This window comes from Rhodonellum sp., assembly GCF_030656585.1.
Taxonomy (GTDB): domain Bacteria; phylum Bacteroidota; class Bacteroidia; order Cytophagales; family Cyclobacteriaceae; genus Rhodonellum; species Rhodonellum psychrophilum.
The window spans coordinates 188,298-209,026 of record NZ_JAUSPP010000031.1 but is presented as its reverse complement, the minus strand read 5'-3'; the positions used below and the strand labels follow the sequence as shown (position 1 = coordinate 209,026).

Annotated in this window: 19 protein-coding genes and 1 tRNA gene; 9 read left to right on the top strand and 11 right to left on the bottom strand. The window is 42.5% G+C overall.

All coding sequences use genetic code 11. The annotated features are described in order from the left end of the window. Nucleotides 1–116: 116 nt before the first annotated feature. Nucleotides 117–1,319 carry an MFS transporter gene (locus Q7J63_RS07915; RefSeq protein WP_019596193.1) on the top strand — a complete coding sequence of 401 codons (1,203 nt, stop codon included), beginning with the start codon at nt 117–119 and terminating at the stop codon, nt 1,317–1,319. 145 nt (nt 1,320–1,464) lie between these two features. Further along, a complete protein-coding gene (locus Q7J63_RS07910) occupies nt 1,465–2,067 on the top strand; it encodes a DUF2179 domain-containing protein (RefSeq protein ID WP_019596194.1) in 603 nt (200 codons plus the stop codon). 443 nt (nt 2,068–2,510) lie between these two features. Here the strand turns inward: Q7J63_RS07910 and Q7J63_RS07905 are convergent, their stop codons facing one another. The 4 genes from Q7J63_RS07905 to Q7J63_RS07890 form a co-directional block, all read right to left on the bottom strand. Beyond that, the gene (locus Q7J63_RS07905; RefSeq protein ID WP_370691876.1) at nt 2,511–4,406 is read right to left on the bottom strand and encodes an OmpA family protein; all 1,896 of its coding nucleotides are present in this window, start codon (nt 4,404–4,406) and stop codon (nt 2,511–2,513) included. A gap of 81 nt (nt 4,407–4,487) precedes the next feature. Continuing rightward, nucleotides 4,488–4,982 (bottom strand): hypothetical protein, encoded by a 495-nt coding sequence (locus Q7J63_RS07900; RefSeq protein WP_304885222.1) that lies wholly within the window; start codon nt 4,980–4,982, stop codon nt 4,488–4,490. Nucleotides 4,983–5,174: 192 nt separating this feature from the next. Next, a complete protein-coding gene (locus tag Q7J63_RS07895; protein WP_019596198.1) occupies nt 5,175–5,969 on the bottom strand; it encodes a (Fe-S)-binding protein in 795 nt (264 codons plus the stop codon). Between the two features lie 79 nt (nt 5,970–6,048). Next, on the bottom strand, nt 6,049–7,383 hold the full coding sequence (locus tag Q7J63_RS07890) for a 4Fe-4S dicluster domain-containing protein (protein WP_304885219.1): 1,335 nt from the start codon (nt 7,381–7,383) through the stop codon (nt 6,049–6,051). Between the two features lie 102 nt (nt 7,384–7,485). Between Q7J63_RS07890 and Q7J63_RS07885 the strand changes: the two genes are divergently transcribed. The 6 genes from Q7J63_RS07885 (at nt 7,486) to Q7J63_RS07860 (ending at nt 10,994) form a co-directional block, all read left to right on the top strand. Beyond that, nucleotides 7,486–7,558, top strand: a tRNA-Phe gene (locus Q7J63_RS07885). A 445-nt stretch (nt 7,559–8,003) separates the two neighbouring features. Beyond that, a complete protein-coding gene (locus Q7J63_RS07880) occupies nt 8,004–8,492 on the top strand; it encodes an RNA polymerase sigma factor (protein WP_304885217.1) in 489 nt (162 codons plus the stop codon). Further along, complete coding sequence (locus tag Q7J63_RS07875; protein ID WP_304885215.1) at nt 8,482–8,913, top strand: hypothetical protein; 432 nt, start codon at nt 8,482–8,484, stop codon at nt 8,911–8,913. The genes Q7J63_RS07880 and Q7J63_RS07875 overlap by 11 nt, the downstream gene beginning before the upstream one ends. A 2-nt stretch (nt 8,914–8,915) precedes the next feature. Beyond that, nucleotides 8,916–9,449, top strand: coding sequence for a DUF4252 domain-containing protein (locus tag Q7J63_RS07870; RefSeq protein ID WP_304885214.1), 534 nt, complete (start codon nt 8,916–8,918; stop codon nt 9,447–9,449). A 38-nt stretch (nt 9,450–9,487) separates the two neighbouring features. Next, nucleotides 9,488–9,970 carry a DUF4252 domain-containing protein gene (locus Q7J63_RS07865; protein ID WP_304885212.1) on the top strand — a complete coding sequence of 161 codons (483 nt, stop codon included), beginning with the start codon at nt 9,488–9,490 and terminating at the stop codon, nt 9,968–9,970. Between the two features lie 433 nt (nt 9,971–10,403). Next, nucleotides 10,404–10,994, top strand: coding sequence for a hypothetical protein (locus Q7J63_RS07860; protein ID WP_304885211.1), 591 nt, complete (start codon nt 10,404–10,406; stop codon nt 10,992–10,994). Between the two features lie 240 nt (nt 10,995–11,234). On the opposite strand, the gene Q7J63_RS07855 is transcribed toward Q7J63_RS07860, so the two are convergent. The 7 genes from Q7J63_RS07855 to accD all read right to left on the bottom strand — a co-directional run bounded on the left by Q7J63_RS07855 (nt 11,235) and on the right by accD (nt 18,758). Then, nucleotides 11,235–12,485, bottom strand: a complete 1,251-nt coding sequence (locus Q7J63_RS07855) for a pseudouridine synthase (RefSeq protein ID WP_370691884.1) — start codon at nt 12,483–12,485, stop codon at nt 11,235–11,237. A gap of 865 nt (nt 12,486–13,350) precedes the next feature. Next, complete coding sequence (murQ, locus tag Q7J63_RS07850) at nt 13,351–14,157, bottom strand: N-acetylmuramic acid 6-phosphate etherase (RefSeq protein WP_304885207.1); 807 nt, start codon at nt 14,155–14,157, stop codon at nt 13,351–13,353. After that, nucleotides 14,154–14,996 (bottom strand): N-acetylglucosamine kinase-like protein, encoded by an 843-nt coding sequence (locus Q7J63_RS07845; protein ID WP_019596207.1) that lies wholly within the window; start codon nt 14,994–14,996, stop codon nt 14,154–14,156. The genes murQ and Q7J63_RS07845 overlap by 4 nt, the downstream gene beginning before the upstream one ends. A gap of 1 nt (nt 14,997) precedes the next feature. Then, nucleotides 14,998–15,228 carry a cytochrome b5 domain-containing protein gene (locus Q7J63_RS07840; protein ID WP_019596208.1) on the bottom strand — a complete coding sequence of 77 codons (231 nt, stop codon included), beginning with the start codon at nt 15,226–15,228 and terminating at the stop codon, nt 14,998–15,000. Then, nucleotides 15,229–16,380: a formimidoylglutamase gene (locus Q7J63_RS07835; protein WP_019596209.1), complete on the bottom strand. Its 1,152-nt coding sequence runs from the start codon at nt 16,378–16,380 to the stop codon at nt 15,229–15,231. A gap of 88 nt (nt 16,381–16,468) precedes the next feature. Next, nucleotides 16,469–17,773: an NADH:ubiquinone reductase (Na(+)-transporting) subunit F gene (gene nqrF / locus Q7J63_RS07830; protein ID WP_304885204.1), complete on the bottom strand. Its 1,305-nt coding sequence runs from the start codon at nt 17,771–17,773 to the stop codon at nt 16,469–16,471. A 142-nt stretch (nt 17,774–17,915) separates the two neighbouring features. Beyond that, complete coding sequence (gene accD, locus Q7J63_RS07825) at nt 17,916–18,758, bottom strand: acetyl-CoA carboxylase, carboxyltransferase subunit beta (protein ID WP_026333447.1); 843 nt, start codon at nt 18,756–18,758, stop codon at nt 17,916–17,918. Nucleotides 18,759–19,053: 295 nt separating this feature from the next. Here accD and Q7J63_RS07820 point away from each other — a divergent pair, with 295 nt between their 5' ends. Next, on the top strand, nt 19,054–20,688 hold the full coding sequence (locus Q7J63_RS07820) for a carbon starvation protein A (protein ID WP_304885202.1): 1,635 nt from the start codon (nt 19,054–19,056) through the stop codon (nt 20,686–20,688). The last annotated feature ends 41 nt before the right edge of the window (nt 20,689–20,729 follow it).

Genomic DNA, 20,729 nt, shown 5'->3' with positions numbered 1-20,729 from the left:
GTTCTTTTGAATTATACTCGATTCCTTGGTTTTTTTTGTTCCAGTCTCTTTTCTTTAGGGCATAAAAGAAGATATAATGTGATCTTTTTGCCACTTTTGTCGCTTATTCCCACCGAATGAAAAAAATCAATTTCCTTTCAAGCCCCTGGTTTTTATTTTTAGGCATATTGTTGCTTTCTTTTAACCTAAGGCCTTCCATTACTGCAGTTGGACCTTTGATCCCGATGATTCGCGACGAATTGGGACTGTCCAATGCTTGGGCAGGGTTTCTGACCACATTGCCTTTGTTGACATTTGCGACCTTTTCTCTTTTTTCGGCAGCAATAGGAAAGCGGCTGGGTATCGCAAGAGCCATTTTCTTTGCCTTGCTTATTCTTCTTTTGGGAACCATCATCAGAATAATGGGTGGGACTTGGCTGTTGTTTTTTGGTACAGGGCTGACAGGGATTGGTATTGTCATCTGTAATGTGCTTTTGATTCCCTTCATTAAAAATAGGCTTCCTGATAAAATCGGAATTGCAACCGGGGCATTTACCTCAGGGATGATCCTCTTTGCCGCGATTGCTTCCGGAATCAGTGCGCCGATGGCTCTGGATTTTGGTTGGGGCTGGAAAGGCTCGTTGTTCAGCTGGACGGGATTGATTATTTTAGGAATTTTATTTTGGATTCCTCAGATCCGAAATCATAAGGTTAAGGTGCAGTTGATTCAGGAAGACAAAGCCATCAATGTTTGGAAATCCCGTTTGGCTTGGCAGATTAGTACCTTCATGGGCGTCCAATCACTGATGTTTTTCACCCTTATCGCATGGCTGCCAGACATGTTGATCTCTCGCGGATTGTCTGAGGTGGAGGCGGGCTTGGTCCTATCACTGATGCAGATCATCGGATTGTCCGCATCTTTTTTGGCGCCGATTGTGGGCGTGAAATTCAAGGATCAAGTCCCTTTGGCCTGGAGCTTGGGAGGTTTGTATTTTGTCGGCTTCTCAAGTCTCTTTTCACAAACGCTTTTGGTCAATTACATCGGACTTTCTTTGGTTGGGATCGCTACCGGTGCCAGTCTTTCCTTTGCGTATATGATCATTGGCCTGAGGACACAATCCGAAAAAACGACTGCATCCCTTTCGGGAATGGCGCAATCCACGGGTTATTATCTTGCTGCACTGGGTCCGCTTCTTTTCGGTCTCGCTTTTGACATGTTTGGAAACTGGGATTTGTTGATCTATCTTATGCTGTTTTGCACACTCCTATTTGTGTTTTTTGGGGTAAAATCCGGAAGGGCAAGGGTGATTGGATTTGAAGTCCTCTCAAAAAAAAATTAAGTCAAATTAAAAAGGATTCGAATTAAAGCAGAGACAATTTTTCAGTGTTTTGGAAGTCCGCTATCCACCAATATTTTTTATCCCAGGTTTTTCCTGTTTGATCCGAGGTAAGCTGTTACCTTTGCAAAAAAATTCAAGACCAGCCATGCAAGACTATTTTATCTCCTTGGGAATATCCAAAGAAGTGTTCAATTATGTACTCATGCCTTTGTTGATCTTTTCCGCAAGGGTCTGTGACGTGTCCATCAATACCCTCAGGATCATGTTTATGCTGAACGGGAAGAAGAAAATCGCACCAATTCTGGGGTTTTTCGAAGCAATGATTTGGCTTTTGGCCATTGGTCAGATTTTTCAAAATATCGACAATCCCATGTCCTACTTGGCCTATGCTGGTGGATTTGCGATGGGAACTTTCGTGGGGATGACCATTGAGGAAAAACTGGCGCTTGGAAGAGTATTGGTCAGGGTGATTACTCCGACACCCATGCCGGAATTGATAGAATATATGAAAAACAAAGATTTTCGGTTTACAAGTGTTGGAGCAGAGGGAAGGTTTGGAAAAGTCAACTTGCTTTTTACGGTGATGAAAAGGGAAGCTCTTCCGGAATATATCCAAAAAGTGAAATCCTTCAATGACAAGGCCTTTTATACCATCGAAAGCGTGAAAAGGGTCAGTGAGGACGAATTGAATGTAATGGAGGATCGACCAAGTTTTACCAATAAGGTTTGGAGCAGAATGAGAAAATAAAGCGTCAACCCGTTTTATGGATTACGAACTCAATTCAATAGTATAACTAACCGATGTCCAATTAGTTGTTGATTGTTTTTGACTTCATCCTATTGGTGTTAGGAATTAGTCTGACCATAGTCTGATTTTCTTGCAGTTTCGATCTCATTTGGAAACCTAATGCATATTTCGGGTTCAAATGCCTGTGGGCATGTTTTGCAAAGCCCAGGCCTGACAAAAAAAAAGGACCTTGCCCATTTCATTTGGCGAGGTCCTTTTTTTGTGAATGGAGCTTTTTAACCCGTGTTATGCATTACCGATTCAATTCCATCACAATTACTTTATAATCAGTCAAGTATTTTCAGTTTTTAGTTACACGATATCGGTTAAATTCGTTTTTTTCCAAATGGTCTGACTTTCTTGAGTTTCAACACCCACTAGAAAACCTTAGGCTTATTTATGGTTCAATTTGTGATCTCAATGACTTTAAATTCAGTCCTTCTATTGACCTGATGTTCTTCTTCGGTCTGTGCATTTTGGATGATCAATTGTCGTTTTCCATATCCTTTTGCGATCAATCGGGTAGCGACAATTCCTTTTGAAACCAAATAGGCCACGGCGGATTCAGCTCTTCTTTGGGAAAGGGCATCGTTATAGGCATCACTGGCGCGGGCATCTGTATGTGAACTCAATTCAATGCGGATACTTGGATTGTCTTTTAGGATTTGGACTAATTTATCGAGTTCCAAAGCTGCATCAGGTCTGATGTCTGCCATGTTCAAATCATAATAGATATTGTCAAGCACAATGGATCTTTCCAAAATCAAGGGTTCCAAAACGATGGTGGTATCCAAAGTCACGTTGGTGACATCTTGGATCAAATCCTCTGGTTTTGGTGTTTTACCTGTCGTATTGTAAGTGATGCTCTTCGAGAAATAGCCGTTTTTGGAGGCAATCAAGGCAAATTTTTGATTTGGGGTCAGTGTAAACCTGATGGTTCCATTTTGGTTGGAGAAATCCCCTCCCGTCATTTTGTTGAGGGAATCATAAAGTGCGACCCTAGTTTGGGGCAGAATGGGCTCTGAACCGTCCTCTTTTTTCTCTTTGGTAGTTACGGTCAGGAATACATTGATGATTTTTGCTTTGGGAGTCTTGTCTTCGAAATAATAAATGTCATCTCCGCCTTGACCACCTTCCCTGTTGGAGGAAAGGAATCCCTCAAGTGGATACTTGGTAAAGGAAAGGGCAAAATCGTCTCCTACCGAATTGACATTGGGGCCAAGGTTCTTGACCTCCCATCCGGCATCGGTTTTTTCAGCGACAAAAAGGTCCAACTTCCCCAGTCCCGGATGACCATCTGATGAAAAGAAAAACTTGCCGTCAGGAGCAGGTCTTGGATACATTTCGTTGCCTGGAGTGTTGATTTGTGGCCCCATATTCACAGGGTTTCCAAAATCCCCATTGGCAAGCTTGGTCGCTTTGTACAAGTCATTTCCCCCATATCCCCCTGGGCGATTGGACGAAAAATAAAGTTCATTGCCATCTGGACTGAATGCGGGATTGCTGTTCCAGTAGAATTCATCCTCATTTACCGGCATCCAAATGGGTTGTGTGTAAGCGGCACCTCTGAAGTAGGAGGCGAATAATGCGACGTCGGGAAGATCTTTGCTGGAGGTAGAGTTTCCCCTCGCATAAATGATTGTATTCCCATCAGGGCTAATGGCAATGTCGGCTTGGTTCAGTCCCTCTTCATTTCTGAATTCGGGAAGCTCTTGTACGTTCTGAACGTCTACCTTGATGCCATCCGCTCTGGTTCGGAAGAGTTTGGTGTAGCCCTGACCTGTGGAGGGATAGATGCCTGAAGCTTGTCTGGAACTCGTGAAATACAGAAAATCCTCGCTGAGAATGGGGCCATAATCCAAGCCAGGGGTGTTGAGCAATTTGTAGTTCTCTATTTGGATGTAGGGCCAATACTCTTTGATTTCTTCGACTTTTTTCAAATTGGAGATCTCTCTGTCCAATTCCGCTTGGAATGTGTCATCCAACGTCAATTCCTTGGCTTTTTTAAAGGCTTCTTCAGCTTCCTCAAATTTCCCCTGGCTTTTTAAACTTTGGCCCAAGCGAAAATATTGCTCGTAATTTTCGTCTTCGCCTAAGGTTTTTTGATAGTATGGAGCGGATTGTTCAATCCTATTGGAGAGTCTATAGCTTTCTGCTACGTAAAAGTTTGCCTCTTTATTTTCAGGATCTTCTGCCAATACCTTGGCAAATGTATTGATGGCAAGCTGATATTCTCCAGACAGAAACTGATTTTGGCCTTTCTGATAGAGGCTGGTGCATCCGCCCAGTAGAAATACCATAAACATCAATAATAAAAAATGCTGCTTCATTGTTATCATCAATCAATTTGAGGGTTAATTCTAAAGATAGAATATTTATGATTACGAATTGGCAAAGTATTTATTTAACCAACTTTCCTTGGCCGGAATCAACCATTTTTTATCCAAATCTGACTTTTTGGCGATCAATGGGTTCAAAATCACCGTGTCAGGCTTGATTTTTCCCTCTTTCAAAATTGCCTTCACACCTAAGACAGATGTCATTTCAAAATCATTTTCAGCAGATAAAAAGGAAACCTTTCCCTGATCCAATAAATTGATTTGCAACTGCTTTTCTATTTCCTTTAATGTTCTCACAGAGCTATCAATAGAGCATCCGCTGGCTCCCAGTTGGCTTTCATCCACAGCCATTAAAATGACCTGATCAAATCGGATAGCAAAAGATGTCGGCATCAATGCGCCATGGGTATTCCACTGTTCACAAAAAACCTTGAGTTTATCGCTGATCCATTGTTGTTCTGCTGAGGTGAGTTTTCTGTTGGCCTGATACACCCAGATTCTGGAGTTTTCAGACATTTGATCAAAACTGATATACATTTGCGAAGGATTTCTTTTTTCAAATCTAAGAAGATATAAACTGAATATATCCTGTTTCCATAACGAAAGAAGGGATTGTTAGGATATGTTTTTGAAAGAATTCTCCCAATAAATGCATGGGAAGATTGGAGACTGGCGGTGGATGGTACGAATCCATTTCCAAGAACCAAGACATGGGGCTCAAAATCGGAATTAAATCCCCATATCCTTTGCAATCAACTCCGACAGGTCATAAACCTGTACTTCATGCTCCTTGTTTTTGTTTTTTACCCCGTCGGTCATCATGGTCAGGCAAAATGGACAGCCAACAGCAATGGCCGATGCCCCTGTTGCCAGTGCTTCTTCCGTTCTTTCAATGTTGATATCCTTATTTCCTGGCTCAGGTTCTTTGAACATCTGCGCACCGCCAGCGCCACAGCAAAGCCCTTTTGTGCGGCATCTTTTCATTTCGACTAGTTCTACGTCCAATGCCTTCAAGACCTCTCTCGGGGCTTCGTATACGTCGTTGGCCCGGCCAAGATAGCAACTGTCATGGAAGGTGATTTTCTTTCCCTTGAATTCACCGCCTCCTTTCAACACTATTTTCCCCGCATTGATCAATTCCTGGAGAAATTGGGAATGGTGGACCACTTCATAATTTCCCCCCAAAGCAGGATATTCATTTTTGATGGTGTTGAAGCAGTGCGGGCATGCGGTCACGACGCGTTTGATGTTGTAGCCATTCATGACTTGGATGTTGGAAACTGCCTGCATCTGAAAAAGAAATTCATTTCCGGCACGCCTTGCAGGATCTCCCGTACATCCTTCTTCGGGCCCAAGTACCGCAAAGCTTGTCCCTACTTTGTTCAGTATTTTGACAAATGCCTGTGTCACCGCCTTGTATCGGTCATCAAAAGATCCGGCGCAACCTACCCAAAATAAAATTTCTGGGCTTTCACCGTTTGCAGCCTTCTCGGCCATCGTGGGTACTTTATATGTATTTGACATTTTTGGAACTGTTCTTTTAACGAATGATGAATTGATCGTCTGACATGGTCATTGGTCAGATATCTTTTTTTGCTTCTGCTTATTTGATTTCCTCTTCTTTCAGCTTATCTGCCCAATTGAAGCGGTCTGTTGGGGCAAATTTCCAAGGAGAGAAACTCGTTTCCATATTTTGGAACATGGCATTCCATTGCGCAGGTGTGCCGGATTCTTCCATGGCCACATATCTTCTAAGTTGAAGAATGATGGAAAGCGGATCGATATTGATTGGGCAGGCTTCCACGCAGGCATTGCAGGAGGTACAAGCATTGATCTCCTCTTTGGTGATAAAGTCGCCCAAAAGGGACTTTCCGTCGTCAAGGCCAGGTAGGCCAGCATCGATGTTTTTGCCGACTTCTTCCGCCCGGTCTCGAACGTCCATCATGATTTTTCTTGGAGAAAGTTTCTTCCCCGTGATATTGGCCGGGCACTCAGACGTGCAGCGACCACATTCCGTGCAGCTGTAAGCATTCATGACATTGACCCAACTCAAGTCATTGATGTCTTTGGCGCCAAATCTCCCGATTTCAGCTGGAGGATCCTGTGTGGTTTCTGTTGGGATGCCCAACATCATGTTTACCTCATTGGTGACCTCAGGCATATTTTGCATTTCGCCTTTTGGTTTCAAATTGGAGTACCAGGTGTTTGGGAATGCCAAAAAGATATGGAGATGCTTGGAATAGGTAATGTAAACCGAGAATGCCAAGATGCCGATAATGTGAAACCACCAGGCAAATCGCTCAATAAAAACCAAGCTGCCGTCTGACATGCCCTCAAAAAGGGGCTGAAGCAGGCTGCTGAAGAATAATCCTTCCAACAGTACATAATGGTCATTGCCCCTGGCTGCAAGAATCTGGTCAGTGGCATTCATGCTCAAAATGGCAAGCATCAATACGATTTCGATGATCAGGATGAGATTGGCATCCAATGCCGGCCAGCCTTTCAACTCAGGTTGTGTCAATCGTCCAACTTTCATTACATTCCTTCGAATCAAAAAGGTCACGCAAGAAACCAATACGGCTATGGCCAAGAATTCGAAAATGTTCATCGCCACAGTATATGTGGATCCCAGAAGTGGCGCAAAAATCCTGTGGGAGTTAGTGATGCCATCTATGATAAACTCCAAAACCTCGAGATTGATGACGATAAAGGCCACATAGATCAGCAGGTGAAGGAATGCGGGAATGATTCTCTTAAACATCTTCTTTTGTCCCAAGGCGACAAGAAGCATGGTTTTCCATCGTTTATCTGGCTGATCGTTAATGGTCTCTGCTTTTCCAAGGAAAATATTTCTCCTGAGGTAAGTGATCCTTTTGTAAAGGACAAACCCTGCCGCTGCAAAAATCAGGAAAAAAATCAGTTGAGGTAAAATGCTCATATTGATTGGATTAGTATTTTATTGTTGATTTTGATGTATTTTTTTGTAGAAATGATTTGCAGAAATAGAACTATTATCTACCTTTGCATCACTTTAAAACGGGGTGATGTAGCTCAGTTGGTAGAGCATCGGACTGAAAATCCGTGAGTCGGTGGTTCGAGCCCACTCATCACCACGAAAGGCCTTGAAGAAATTCAAGGCTTTTTTTATGCTTTTTAATTTGGGATTCATTTGGGTCTTTGTCTTCATTTGAGGTCAAATTTACACTGCAAAGTAATAAATAGTAGGCATGCATACTATAATTGACCAACAATTTAAAATAATTCTAAGTTGATCAAGTTTTGTCTTCCAATATACACATATTCCCAAAATAGAAACCGGAAGAAGGGCTGAGGGTTTCCTGCATTGTGATTTTTTACCTAAATATTCCATCTCGTTTTGGTCATGCGTTGATTTTCAACTCGAAAATCAAGTTAAGAGATTCCGAAAAATAAATCTCTAAGGCCATTTTTTTCGGCATTGTCCTGCTTCCAACAGTACTTGAGCGTGTATTTTGGTGGAATGCTGTTTATTTTTCAAATTACTGTAACATTTTCAATTCCCGATCATCACCTACCTGAATGAAGACTTTTTTTGAAGCGCATATCTGGACACTCAGGGGTAAACTCTATCGCATGGCTTATCTCTGGGTAAAGGAAAAGGAAGTCGCCAACGATCTGCTGCAATCGGTTTTCGAGAAGGCTTGGCAAAGAAGGGAGGCGCTTCAAAAAATGGACAATCCGACAGGTTGGATGGTAAGGAGTCTGAAAAATGAATGTCTCCAGCATTTCAAAGCTTCCAAGAGATTTGAACCCTTGAATGAGGAGGAGCGGGAGGAAGAGGTTTTGGAAGTGCAGGAGACCGACGAGAAGGTTAAAATGGTCTTCCAATTCTTGGAAACCTTGCCTGAGAAACAAAGGGAGATTTTCCAACTTAGGGAAGTGGAGGGCTTGATGTATGAAGAAATAGGAGAGTACTTGGAAATCAGCCTCGAGCAGGTGAAAGTCAACCTTCACCGAGCCAGAAAGACATTACGGGAATTTTTGATGCAAAAGAAAAATGAAAGATAGGTTAGAGAAATTGTTGGATAAATACTGGGAGGGGGAAACTTCTCTTGAAGAGGAGAAAGAGCTCAAAAACCTGGTTTCCCTTTCCGACGGACATTTGGAGGAAAAGGAGTTCTTTCTCGGAACAAAAGCGATAGCGGAGCAGGAGCCAATTCTATTTCCGATGCCGGGAAGCCGTTCACTAATTTTCTCGAAATGGATGAAAATTGCCGCAGTATTGGTTTTCTTCCTCATTTCCACGACGGTGATTTACAAAATGGAAATGCAAAGGGCAGAAAAAGAAGCGTATGAACAGGTGATGCAGGCATTTGCCTTGATCCAAACCAACATGCGCAAAGGAACTGAAAGCCTTGAATTGATGGGCGATTTTAAGCACCTCAGCACGACCCAAGAAATATTCAACATTAAAGACCATAAGGAATGAAAATGAAAAAAATTATCGGTTTGTTCTTGTTTTTCCTGACGCTCAGCGGCGCACAGGCACAGGACGACGCCATCGTAAATTTCTTTTCCAAATACATGGAGGATGACCGGTTTTCCCGAGTCTACATCAGTTCCAAAATGATGCAGATGGCAGGTGGCTTTCTCAAGTCGGAGGGTCAATCCTCCGATAAAGATGTAAAGGATCTCGGGGTATTGATCAGCAAAGTGAAAGGAATTAGGATTTTAAGTGCTGAAAATACGAATGGAAAGCCCCTATACACCGAGGCTTTAAGCACCCTGTCCAAAAATAAATATGAGGATTTGATGGATGTGGCCAACAAGGATTCCAATACCAAATTTATGGTGAGGGAAGAGAATGGGCTTGTCAAGGAGTTGCTGATGATTTCGGGTTCGGCCGATAGTTTCACCCTGCTGAGTATGTTGGGCAACTTCACATATCAAGATTTGAATATTTTGGCAGACAAAACCAATATGCCGGGCATGAAAGAGTACAAGGACGGAAAGGGAAAAAAGTAAGAAGAAATTCGCACGTTTAATTTTAAATCAAAAAACTCATGAAAAAGATCATTTTGTTACTGGCATTTGTTGGCTTGGTGATGGCTGTCCAAGCCCAAAGTAAAAGTGTGGAAACACTTTTTCAAAAACATAAAAACAATCAGGAATTCTTCCATCTGGATATTGGAGGAAGTTTTTTGGGCTTTGCCGAAGGAATGAAAATCAAAATGGACCATGGACACAAAGAGGCTTTGGCAAATTCCATGGAAAGGATCAAGTTTTTCAAGCTTCCCACCAATGCAGTAACCGCAAAGGCAGATTTCCTAGCCCTTCAAAAAGGCTTGGAAAGGGAGCGTTTTGAGCTTATGATGGAGGTGAGTGAGAAGCAGAGCAATTTTACGGTCTACACCAAAGGAGGCAGTAGAATCAACGATATCGTAGTTTTGCTAAAAGACAAAGAGGGGGATTTCCTGGTATTCGAGCTCAAGGGCGACTTTGACTCCAAAACCGTCGCTGAGGCTGGAAAAGGCATAAAAAAATAAAAAACACACCGGTGTTTATCATTTTTAACAAAGGCAGGGCTCAAATTTAGCCATGCCTTTGTTTTATTTTAATATTTGTGGATATGTGGGGATTAAATTTTTTTAACGATGTAATAATTATTGAAAACAGAATATTATTTTCCCTAAACCCTTAATTGGCTATTCTAATTCTTTTCGGAATCGTTATCATAGAAATTTTATGCGATTATTGAATCATTAATGAATGTGTAGATATGTTACGTAAATGGCAATAAATATTAATTTTTATTAATTTATTTGCAATTGATTTTTTAGTGTCTTATGTTTGTATCGAAGTCTTCCAAAAGATTACTTCATCCCCCCAAAGTAACCGGCCTCCTTTTAAACATTCGGGATTCTCCCGATCGAGGTCTTCCAAAAACAGAATTTCTTAAACCTACTAAATATTACCATTATGAAACTATTCGTTGCATTGCTCATTGCATTTGGCGTTTCAGGAAGCGTCATCGCAAAAACACAGGATTCAGACGAATCTACGAAAGCCACAGTATCCCTAAGAAAAGTGGATGCCAACAAAGTACAGTTGCTGTACGGGTCTGTTCCTGATGGAACGGTGATGGTCAAGATTTTTGACGAAACCAAAACACTTGTTCAAAAGGACAGAATTCTAAACAAAGTAGCCTTTTCCAAGTATTATGATTTCTCCAATATCAAGCCCGGTAAATACCTAGTAGCGGTATATGACAATTCCGGAGAAGTTGACCATTTGGACTTGGACCTTACCAAAGAGGCAAACGCCCCAGTGGTTTATTCCAAAATTGAGAAAATGGAAGGCAATAAATACAAGGTCCTAGTCAATGCGCTGCTCGCTTCTAACATTTCCCTCTTTATTTATGAAGGTGATCAACTGATTCATGAAGAAAAATTGGAAAACTCCACGGGATTTCAAAAACTATACTCATTCAAAAATACAAAGGTGGGTTCTAAATTGGAATTCTTCGTCAAGACGGACAATGGTTTTTCCGAGATGATCGCAGTACGTTAATTTGACACTAAAATGCAGGATGGCTCCTTACGGGGCTTGACGCTGCAAAAAAAGTCAGACGATTTCGAGAATAGTGCGATGTACCGATACGGTGAAGTCAAAAACAGGAAACGAAGACTGAATAGTAAGCAAATTCAAGCCGGAATGAAGTTGGAATCGCAGTACATAAGTTAAAACAAAATCAATAGCATAAAAAAAAGGCCTTCCGATTTCCGGAGGGCCTTTTGTGTTTTTAGTTTTTTATTTGAAAAACTTAAGATTGATCACTTCTTTTTCGGTTAGGAATCTGTATTTCCCCCTAGTCAGGTCTCTTTTGGTCAAGCCGGCATAGGTAACCCTGTCCAGTCCAACCACTTCGTAACCAAAATGGGCGAAAATCCTTCTTACGATCCTGTTTTTTCCTACGTGGATTTCCAAGCCAAGAATGGTTCTGTCTTTGGACAAAACCTGCATGTCATCCACCTTTACATCACCGTCTTCCAGCGTAATTCCAGCCAAAATGGCTTCCTCATCATTCGCCGTGATCGGCTTATCCAAGGTTACTTGGTAGATTTTCTTGATTTCGTTGGATGGATGGGAAAGCTTTGCGGCCAATTCCCCATCATTGGTAAACAACAAAAGTCCAGTCGTGTTCCTATCCAAACGGCCTACAGGGAAAACCCTTTCCTCGCAGGCATTGGAGATCAATTGCATCACTGTCCTTCGATCCATGGGATCATCCGTAGTGGTGATAAAGTCCTTTGGTTTGTTCAGCAGAATATAAACCGGTTTTTCGGGATTAATGGATTTTCCGTTGTAGGTGATGAAGTCTCTTCGCTCTACCTTGAAACCCAATTCCGTAACCACTTCACCATTCACTCGGATATCGCCTCTTTCGATCAAGCTGTCGGCATCCCGTCTGGAGCAAATTCCTGAATTCGAAATGTATTTGTTGAGCCTGAAGACATCGGTTTCCTTGTTGGGACCGGTTTTTTTCTCTAGCCTTTCCATGTTGTACTTTGGCGTAGGGATGGAATCTTCCAAATCCGGTTGTCTGTTGAATCTCCTTTTAGGAGCTGCTTTGCTTTCTAATTCTGATTTTCTTACGGTCTCAAACAAGGGTTTCTCATCCCTTCCGCGGCCTTTGTAAACCGTGGTGAATTCGGTCGGGTTTGACTCAGGAGTGGAAGATTTTCCACCAAAATCAGATCTGTTTTGATCAGGTTTTGTGCCACGATCGAATTTTGAATTTCTATCGAAGCCTTCGTCACCTTTAGGACTTCTGTTTTCAGACCTTGAATCGCTGTTGTAATCCCTCTTTCCTCCTCTGTCTTTGCTTAGCGGACCGAAAGGCTTTTTATCTCCCGAATCGTATCTTTTTTGTCCTTGGTCAGAACGTCCGGATTGGGGTTTTGAATTTCTGTCAAAATCACCGTCCCTTTTTGGCTTTCTGTTTTCAGACCAGGAATCTGAGTTGTTTCCAGTATTCCTACCGCCCCTGTCTTTGTTCAGTGGGTTGAAAGGTTTTTTGTCACCAGAATCGTATCGCTTTTGACCTTGGTCACTACGGCCAAATTGAGGCTTTGATTTTCTCTCAAAACCCTCATTGTCTTTGGAATTTCTGTTGTCAAATCTAGAATCAGAACCAGAATTTCTTCCAAGATTCTCTTTGTTGAAAGCCTTCTTTGCTCCGATATCATGTTTCCTAGGTCCCTGGTCGGATCTTCCGGCTTTTGGATAGGGCTTTCTTTCGAAGGCATCATTGCTTTTTGACTTTTTGTTGTCAAATCTCGATTCGGAAGTGGAACCAAATTTCTTTCCGATACTTTCTTTTGTGAATGGGTTGTAGGGTTTTTTGTCGCCCGCGTCATTCTTTCGTGGTCCTTGGTCGGATCTTCCCGCTTTGGGGTAAGCCTTTTTTTCGTAACCATCATTGCTTTTTGGCTTTCTACTACCGAAACTGGATTCTGAAGAATAATCAGATTTTCCGGTACTTCTTCCCTTTTTGGGATTGCCTGCGGGTCTTGGGGTGCTTGGACCCTTTCCGACTCGATTTCTACTGTTGTCTTTTTTCATAATGTATGCAACATCGCTGCTGTATTTGTTTTTCCCGAAGTACAAGGCTCAACCTTAAGTCCTTGAATTTTAACGGGGTGCAAAGATAACAAATACTTGTCACATTATTTCATAATTCTAAAAATGGCCAAAAATAAGGGCATGGATTGGCCCATGTTCGCGCGATTCGAATTTTCCTTCTGGGTCTTCCACACAAAATACCTATGCCGTTTTTGTGCGCACTATTGTTTCAAAAAAGTCAAGAAAAAGATATTCAGGGCACTCTTTGTGAGGAGTATATGAAATCCAAGGCCCACTTACTTCACTTTTGGTGAAAAGCATCCACTGCGGCTCTTACGGAGCCATATTGATGAAGCATCGATTCTGATTTTTCTTTGTCGAGCCCAGTTGCCTCCATGATCATCCTGGCACCCCTTTCCACCAATTTTTTGTTGGACAATTGCATGTCCACCATTTTGTTTCCCTTAACCTTGCCCAGTTTGATCATCACGGAGGTAGAAATCATATTCAGGACAAGCTTCTGGGCTGTGCCCGCTTTCATCCTCGTGCTGCCCGTGACAAATTCCGGTCCGACAACCACCTCCACGGGAAAATCTACAGCCGCAGCCAAGGGGCTATCGGAATTGCAGGTGATGCAAGCAGTCAAGAGTCCCGCGGCTTTTGCGGCCTTAACACCTCCGATCGCATAAGGAGTAGTTCCGGAAGCGGCGATGCCGATCACCGTGTCCTGAGCATTGAATCCGTGCTGTTGAATGTCTTGCCAGGCCTGCTCAAAATCGTCCTCGGCATGTTCCACTGCTTTCCTGATGGCGGTGTCACCTCCCGCGATAATCCCCAAAACCAAGTCATGCGGGACCCCATAGGTGGGAGGACATTCCGATGCATCGAGAATGCCCAGTCTTCCGCTTGTTCCTGCCCCAATATAAATCAACCGACCTCCCTTTTGCATTCTTGGAATGATTCCTTCCACCAAGGATCCAATGGACGGAAGAGCCTTTGCGACAGCATGCGCCACTTTTTTGTCTTCCTCATTGATGTTTTGTAGGATTGTTGCGACGTCCATTTGTTCAAGGTTGTCGTATAGGGAAGAGCTTTCGGTAGTATTCATAGCATTTTCTGATGAAAGAGTGTGAGTCCAGCAATGGGGCCTTCAATGATGATATTGACTTTTATTCCCGCATCAAAAGCGGCACTTCTTAGGATTTCACTGTTGTAATAGGCAACGGAACCCACGAAACTGACGGGTTTGTCTTTGTAACCCTCGTATTTGGCAACGTATTTTTTGAAAAAATCCTGAAAGGAGTTGTAATAAAGCATGTAGCAATAAGGATCTGCTTTGTTTTCCGAAATGAACCGGCAGAAACTGGCCATGTATCTCCCCGGAAATGGTCTTTGGTACACATTTTCAAGGATGGTTTGGTAATCCAGTTGAAAATGATCAATGACCTTTTCTTTTAATTTCCCAGGCATTTCGTCATGGATAAAATCTTGGAGAAATTGACGGCCGATGTAAGCCCCTCCTCCCTCATCACCCAAAATATACCCTGGAGCTGGTCGGTTGGCAATGATGAATTCTCCATCATAATCACAACTGTTTGAACCGGTCCCCAAGATGCAGGCGATACCAGGCTGATCTGAGCAAGTTGCTCTTGCAGCCGCCATCATGTCATGATCCACGTTGATCTCGGCATGTTTGAAAATGCTCCTGAGTGCACTTTCCACGTGTTTTCTGTTTTTTGGAGAGGAGCAGCCGGCTCCATAGTAATAGATTGTTTCGACCTCGTCTCTCAAGTCCAGCAGGAAATCCTGTCTGAGATCGTTGGCCATTTCCTCGGAGGTTTGGTAATTTGGATTGAAGCCAATACCCCTGAATTGGCCAATCTGGCCGTTTTTGGCAATTACCCGCCAGTCTGTTTTGCTCGCGCCACTATCCGCAATCAATATCATATTATTCCTTAAGTTGTCCTACAGACATGAATTTCTTAAAAACGTTTTCTGTATGCGGGGCATCCGCAATCTCATCGGTAAGGTCCTGACCTGCCCAATGTTCATAATGTTTGCCGTTTTTCCACATCTTGGAATCGGTCACGTCATATATTATCCCTTTGTAAGCCACCCAAATTTCTGGTTTGTCTTGTCCATTTCTGAGGGCAAGTTGTTGCTTGGTGAACAACTTCATTTAGAAAAGCTTAAGTTGGGCATTGATCCATCGTTCGGGGATTTCTCCGGATTGCGCCATCTGATAATCTTTGTAACTGCATGGAATGATGCTGACCCTTTCAAATTTACCCTGCGTGGTTTGTGGGATTTCCATCCACCATTTTTCACTGAGTTTGCTTTTGAAAAAGATGATGGTTGAAGGATTGGAATCCAAGGATACGGTATATTTGATATAATCATTGCTTTTGAAGGAGAGGCTGTCTTTCCGGTCGTAAAAGCCCTCGATAAAGTACCAAACCATGGTTGCGATGACGGCTGCGGTTTTGTTCCTGTTGTCATCGTAGTAAGGCTGATAGCCATAGATACCGATGGAACTTAGTTTTTCATTCATTCCCGCAAATCTGCAAATCTGGCAAGCTTCCTCGCCAGTCATCCCAAAGGGTTGGGCGTCCACGGCACCGGGAGCATCCGCGGAGTGGATGGCACAGATGTCAAAGCTCAGCAAATCGGCATTTCTAATCAAAGGCTCGATTTCCTTGAAATTCCCCCGGAGATTTCCCAACCTGACATGGTCAAAATACAGTTTCTCCAAGGCATTGATCAGCTCGGGATCCGCCAAAAAACTCTGGTATCCCAAGTGACTGTAGTTGAAAAGGAAGTTGGGTTGGTGAAGAATAATGTCCTGCGAGTGAATTTCGTGAGGCAATCCCTCATCTTCCATGTCTATCTTTGCATCCACGGTGACCATGCTGACCATCTTTTTGAGCCCTTGATAAGAAAGGTATTGCCCAAGATCCAAATCATGTGATCCCCCCATGTAAACAGGAAGAATCTGTTTTTTCATCAAATATTCCCCGACATTCTGAAGGATTTTTATGGACTCCTCCAATGTATCGCCTACCATCAAGTCCCCTAAGTCGGCGATTTTATAATGGGATTGGCCTTTTTTCAGATGGTAAAGTTTTTCTCTTATTTCTGTTGCCGAACGTTCTACACTATCGGAATTCTTCATCCCCCTTTTTTCCTTCAATCCGATCAGAGCGATCTGGATCCCTTTGAGATCAGGGAAGGTCTCACTATGGACATGAATGAAATTGTAAAAGGAATTTTGCGCAAATTTTTGTTGCGTAATCTCCTCAGCAATGGGTTCAAAGAATAAATCAAGGTTCATAATATTGGCTTAGAAAGAATCAAAAATAAGCAAATTAATGGCAGGGCAAAAAAAAAGTCCCGCAAAGGCGGGACTCAATTTTCTTTTATTAACCTCCGAAATCATCGAATCTGATGTTTTCCTGAGGAATTCCTAAATCTTCCAAGAGTTTCAATACCGCTGCGTTCATCAAAGGAGGACCACAAAGGTAAAATTCTATTTCATCTGGTTCAGGATGATTCTTCACATAGTTGTCATACATCACTTGATGTATAAATCCAACATAACCATCCCCTTCGGTGTCGTTAAGTGATTTGTTCACTTTCCAATTGTCTTCCGGAAGCGGTTCTGAAAGTCCTACATAGAACTTGAAATTCGGAAAGTCTTTTTCAATTTCTCTGAATTGATCTGTGTAAAACAATTCTTTTTTGGATCTTCCTCCGTACCAATACGAAACTTTTCGGCTGGTTTTTTCGGTGTGGAAAAGGTGGAAAATATGGGATCTCAACGGAGCCATTCCTGCGCCACCGCCGATATAAATCATTTCCCTGCCAGTTGGATTGATGTGGAATTCACCATAAGGGCCAGAGATGGTGACTTTGTCACCTGGCATGCGTGAAAACACATATGAAGAACAAACTCCAGGATTCACATCCATCCATTTGTTATTTGCCCTGTCCCAAGGTGGGGTGGCGATACGGATGGTCAGCATGATGATATTTCCTTCTGCTGGATGGTTGGCCATGGAGTAGGCTCTGAAAAGCTCCTCGTCATTTTTCATGACCAAATCCCAAAGGCCGAATTTATCCCAATCGCTTTGGTATACATCCTTTGGATGGCCAAGATCAGGATGTGGCGTAATGTCAATCCCTTTGAAATTCACAGTGATTATAGGGACATCTATCTGGATATATCCTCCGGATTCAAAATCCATCGTTTCTCCCTCTGGGAGCTTCACTTTGAATTCCTTGATGAATGTGGAAACGTTGTAATTGGAGATAACTTCGCATTCCCATTTCTTGATTCCAAAGATCTCTTCCGGAATTCTGATTTTCATGTCTTGTTTCACCTTTACTTGACAGGAAAGTCTGACATGTCCTTGCTTTTCGGCACGGCTGAGGTGACCCACTTCTGTAGGAAGCACTTCTCCACCACCTTCTTCGACTACGCACTTGCACATCGCGCAAGTTCCGCCACCGCCACAAGCGGAAGGAAGGAATATTTTTTTGTTTCCAAGCGTGCTCAACAAAGTTGATCCTGCAGAAGCGATGATAGGATTGCTTTCGTCGCCATTGACGATGATCCTGACATCACCCGAAGATACCAATTTGGACTGTGCAAAAAGGAGGATGAAAACAAGTAGCAAAATGATTATTGTAAATGCTACAATTGAAGTAATAATTACTGAACCCATTTAATGTTGTTTTTTACTTTAATTTTTTCAGTATTAAGCCCCAAACTTGGGAACACAAATATATTTAATAATCAGTATAACTGGCCAAAATGCGGTTGAATTTTGACTTTATCTTTAGGATTTGTTACAAAAGTTTAACCAATTAATTGTTCAAGAGGTTTAACAAAGTTGTCAATCTGTTTTTCAACTGCCTTCTATCGATGATGAAATCAAGAAATCCATGTTCCAAAACAAATTCTGCACTTTGAAATCCTTTGGGTAAATCCTTCCCTATTGTTTCCCGAATTACCCTTGGACCGGCAAATCCGATCAATGCACCTGGCTCTGCAATGTTAAAATCCCCAAGCATGGCATAGGAGGCAGTGACGCCGCCTGTTGTTGGATCGGTCAAAAGTGAAATATACGGGATGCCCGCTTTGTTCAGAAGGGCCAGTTTTGCTGAGGTTTTAGCCATTTGCATCAAACTGAATCCTGCTTCCATCATTCTCGCCCCTCCGGATTTGGAAATCATCAGGAAAGGGACCTTATTTTTTAAGGAATAATCGATAGCTCTTGCAATCTTTTCTCCAACAACGGCACCCATGGAACCACCGATAAAAGCAAAATCCATACAACCTACTACAAGGTCCAATCCATTGATTTTACCTACAGCGGTACGGACGGCATCGTTGAGCTCGGTTTTTTCGATCGTGGCTTCCACACGTGAACTATAAGGTTTTGTGTCCACAAATTTCAATGGATCTGCGGATTTCATCCCTGCATCCATTTCGGTGAACTGATTGTTGTCGAATAAGATCTCGAAATATTCCTTGGAACCAATCTTTACATGGTAATCATCGTCAGGGCAAACAAATGAATTGTTTTTCAATTCTCGGGTATGGACGATATTCCCTTTTGGGGTCTTGAACCATAATCCATCAGGGGTGTCTTTTTTTTCCTCGGTGGAAGTTTTGATTCCTTTATCTGTTCTTTTAAACCAAGCCATATGTTTCATTCTTATTGAACCCTGAAGGATGGCTTCAGGGATTACAAATTTATAGGTATTATCCATTAAATAAAACCCAACTGCATAAGTTGGGGAATAGGTTTGCGTTTTAGGAGACGCTGAGTGGTTTATATCCTTCCAAAATGGTCTCCTAATCTGTGTATTCCAAGATATCAAGACATCGGCTGCAGAGAAGACTCCTCGCAAATTTTTTTACCAAAGTTCTGAAAACCATTTGTATTAATTTGGAACAAGGGGATATTCAAGAGTAAATTCGTGAAACAAAAGTAAATACATGACCTTACTCACCCTTTTGATTTTGTCGGGAGTCATTTTGGTTTCCGCATATTTTATTTACGGAAAATATGTTTACAATAAATTCAAACTTACCGATACCCGAAAGGCACCCTCACATACACATCGGGACGGGATTGATTATATCCCCAGCAAACCCATTGTGGTATTGGGCCACCATTTCGCCTCCATTGCGGGAGCGGGACCAATAGTTGGGCCGATCATTGCCGTCACTTTTGGGTGGATACCTGCAGTGATCTGGATTTTGGTGGGCGGTATTTTTTTTGGTGCAGTGCATGATCTTGGGAGTATGGCAGCATCGCTCAGAAACCAAGGGAAATCCATTGGCGTGATTATCCAAAACAACATTGGCTATAAAGGAAAGCAACTTTTTATCATTTTCAGCTTCTCTACCCTAATCCTCATTATTGGGGTTTTTGCAGATATCATCGCCAAAACCTTTGTGAGCAATCCCGGTGTGGCCTCTGCTTCTATTCTGTTCATTCTTTTGGCATTGGCTTTTGGGCTTGTAAATAGATTGGTGGGAGATAGGAAATTGGCTTTTGTGGTTATTTCAATCATAGGGATCGTTCTGATGTATTATTTTGTTTATCTGGGGATGCAGATTCCCTTTGCATTGGATTATCAAACTTGGGTTTATCTGCTATTGATCTATGCTTTCTTTGCTTCCGTCACGCCCATTTCCACGTTGCTTCAGCCTAGGGATTATCTGAACAGCTTTTTGCTTTATGGTTTGATTCTTTCTGCGGTGGTCGGGGTATTTATCGCCAATCCGGAAATTGTGATGGACAATGAAGTTCATCTGAGTTCCGAAAATCTAGGGTATATTTTCCCCGTTCTTTTTGTGACCATTGCCTGCGGAGCCATCAGTGGTTTTCATTCACTGGTTGCTTCCGGAACCACCTCCAAGCAGCTGGATAAGGAAAGCGATGCGAAAATCGTTGGTTTTGGGGGAATGTTGATCGAGTCTTTCCTGGCGATCATCGCGGTAGGGGCGGTGATTGTGATGAACAGGGCGGATTATTTAAGTGGAATGGTCACCGATGGCCCCGTCCCGTTATTTGCCAATGGATTGGGCAACATGATTTCTTCCATGGGAATTCCTGTGGATTTTGCCATTGGCTTTGTGGCTCTGACAGTTTCCGCTTTTGCCTTGACTACTTTGGATACTTGCACGAGATTGGCAAGGTTTACCTTGCAGGAATATTTTGAAGATGTAAAAAATCCCGTGGCTGCCAAGATTTCCCAAAACAGATACTTATCCACCACCGTGGTGGTCATCCTTTCTGTCATGCTTTTGGCCTCGGGAGGTTTTACCACGCTCTGGCCGATTTTTGGGTCTGCCAATCAACTTTTGGCGGCATTGGCATTGTTGACGATTGCGGTTTGGCTGATAAAGCAAAAAATCAACGCGACATTTGTGATGATTCCCATGTTTTTCATGTTCACCGTCACACTCACCTCTTTGGGCCTGTTTGCTTGGAAAAATTTTCAAGATGAGATTTTTGTTTTGGCAATCATTGCCGCACTTTTATTTGTGCTTTCGATTTCCTTGATCGTGCTGGCTGCCAAAAGTTTGAAAACGGAGATCAATAAACCAGAAATGGTCCATTGATCTCCGTTTTTTATTTATCTGAGAAGGAGGAAATCTGGCTA

Excerpts from the sequence above, each read along its gene's own strand:
- Q7J63_RS07905 (WP_370691876.1), bottom strand. The coding sequence starts at position 4,406 with ATGGTATTTCTACTGGGCGGATGCACCAGCCTCTATCAGAAAGGCCAA.
- accD (WP_026333447.1), bottom strand. The coding sequence starts at position 18,758 with ATGGCTTGGTTTAAAAGAACAGATAAAGGAATCAAAACTTCCACCGAG.
- Q7J63_RS07865 (WP_304885212.1), top strand. The coding sequence starts at position 9,488 with ATGAAAAAGATCATTTTGTTACTGGCATTTGTTGGCTTGGTGATGGCT.
- Q7J63_RS07890 (WP_304885219.1), bottom strand. The coding sequence starts at position 7,383 with ATGAGCATTTTACCTCAACTGATTTTTTTCCTGATTTTTGCAGCGGCA.
- Q7J63_RS07835 (WP_019596209.1), bottom strand. The coding sequence starts at position 16,380 with ATGAACCTTGATTTATTCTTTGAACCCATTGCTGAGGAGATTACGCAA.
- Q7J63_RS07870 (WP_304885214.1), top strand. The coding sequence starts at position 8,916 with ATGAAAAAAATTATCGGTTTGTTCTTGTTTTTCCTGACGCTCAGCGGC.
- Q7J63_RS07900 (WP_304885222.1), bottom strand. The coding sequence starts at position 4,982 with ATGTATATCAGTTTTGATCAAATGTCTGAAAACTCCAGAATCTGGGTG.
- Q7J63_RS07910 (WP_019596194.1), top strand. The coding sequence starts at position 1,465 with ATGCAAGACTATTTTATCTCCTTGGGAATATCCAAAGAAGTGTTCAAT.
- murQ (WP_304885207.1), bottom strand. The coding sequence starts at position 14,157 with ATGAATACTACCGAAAGCTCTTCCCTATACGACAACCTTGAACAAATG.
- Q7J63_RS07895 (WP_019596198.1), bottom strand. The coding sequence starts at position 5,969 with ATGTCAAATACATATAAAGTACCCACGATGGCCGAGAAGGCTGCAAAC.
- Q7J63_RS07915 (WP_019596193.1), top strand. The coding sequence starts at position 117 with ATGAAAAAAATCAATTTCCTTTCAAGCCCCTGGTTTTTATTTTTAGGC.
- Q7J63_RS07845 (WP_019596207.1), bottom strand. The coding sequence starts at position 14,996 with ATGATATTGATTGCGGATAGTGGCGCGAGCAAAACAGACTGGCGGGTA.
- Q7J63_RS07820 (WP_304885202.1), top strand. The coding sequence starts at position 19,054 with ATGACCTTACTCACCCTTTTGATTTTGTCGGGAGTCATTTTGGTTTCC.
- Q7J63_RS07840 (WP_019596208.1), bottom strand. The coding sequence starts at position 15,228 with ATGAAGTTGTTCACCAAGCAACAACTTGCCCTCAGAAATGGACAAGAC.
- nqrF (WP_304885204.1), bottom strand. The coding sequence starts at position 17,773 with ATGGGTTCAGTAATTATTACTTCAATTGTAGCATTTACAATAATCATT.
- Q7J63_RS07880 (WP_304885217.1), top strand. The coding sequence starts at position 8,004 with ATGAAGACTTTTTTTGAAGCGCATATCTGGACACTCAGGGGTAAACTC.
- Q7J63_RS07875 (WP_304885215.1), top strand. The coding sequence starts at position 8,482 with ATGAAAGATAGGTTAGAGAAATTGTTGGATAAATACTGGGAGGGGGAA.
- Q7J63_RS07860 (WP_304885211.1), top strand. The coding sequence starts at position 10,404 with ATGAAACTATTCGTTGCATTGCTCATTGCATTTGGCGTTTCAGGAAGC.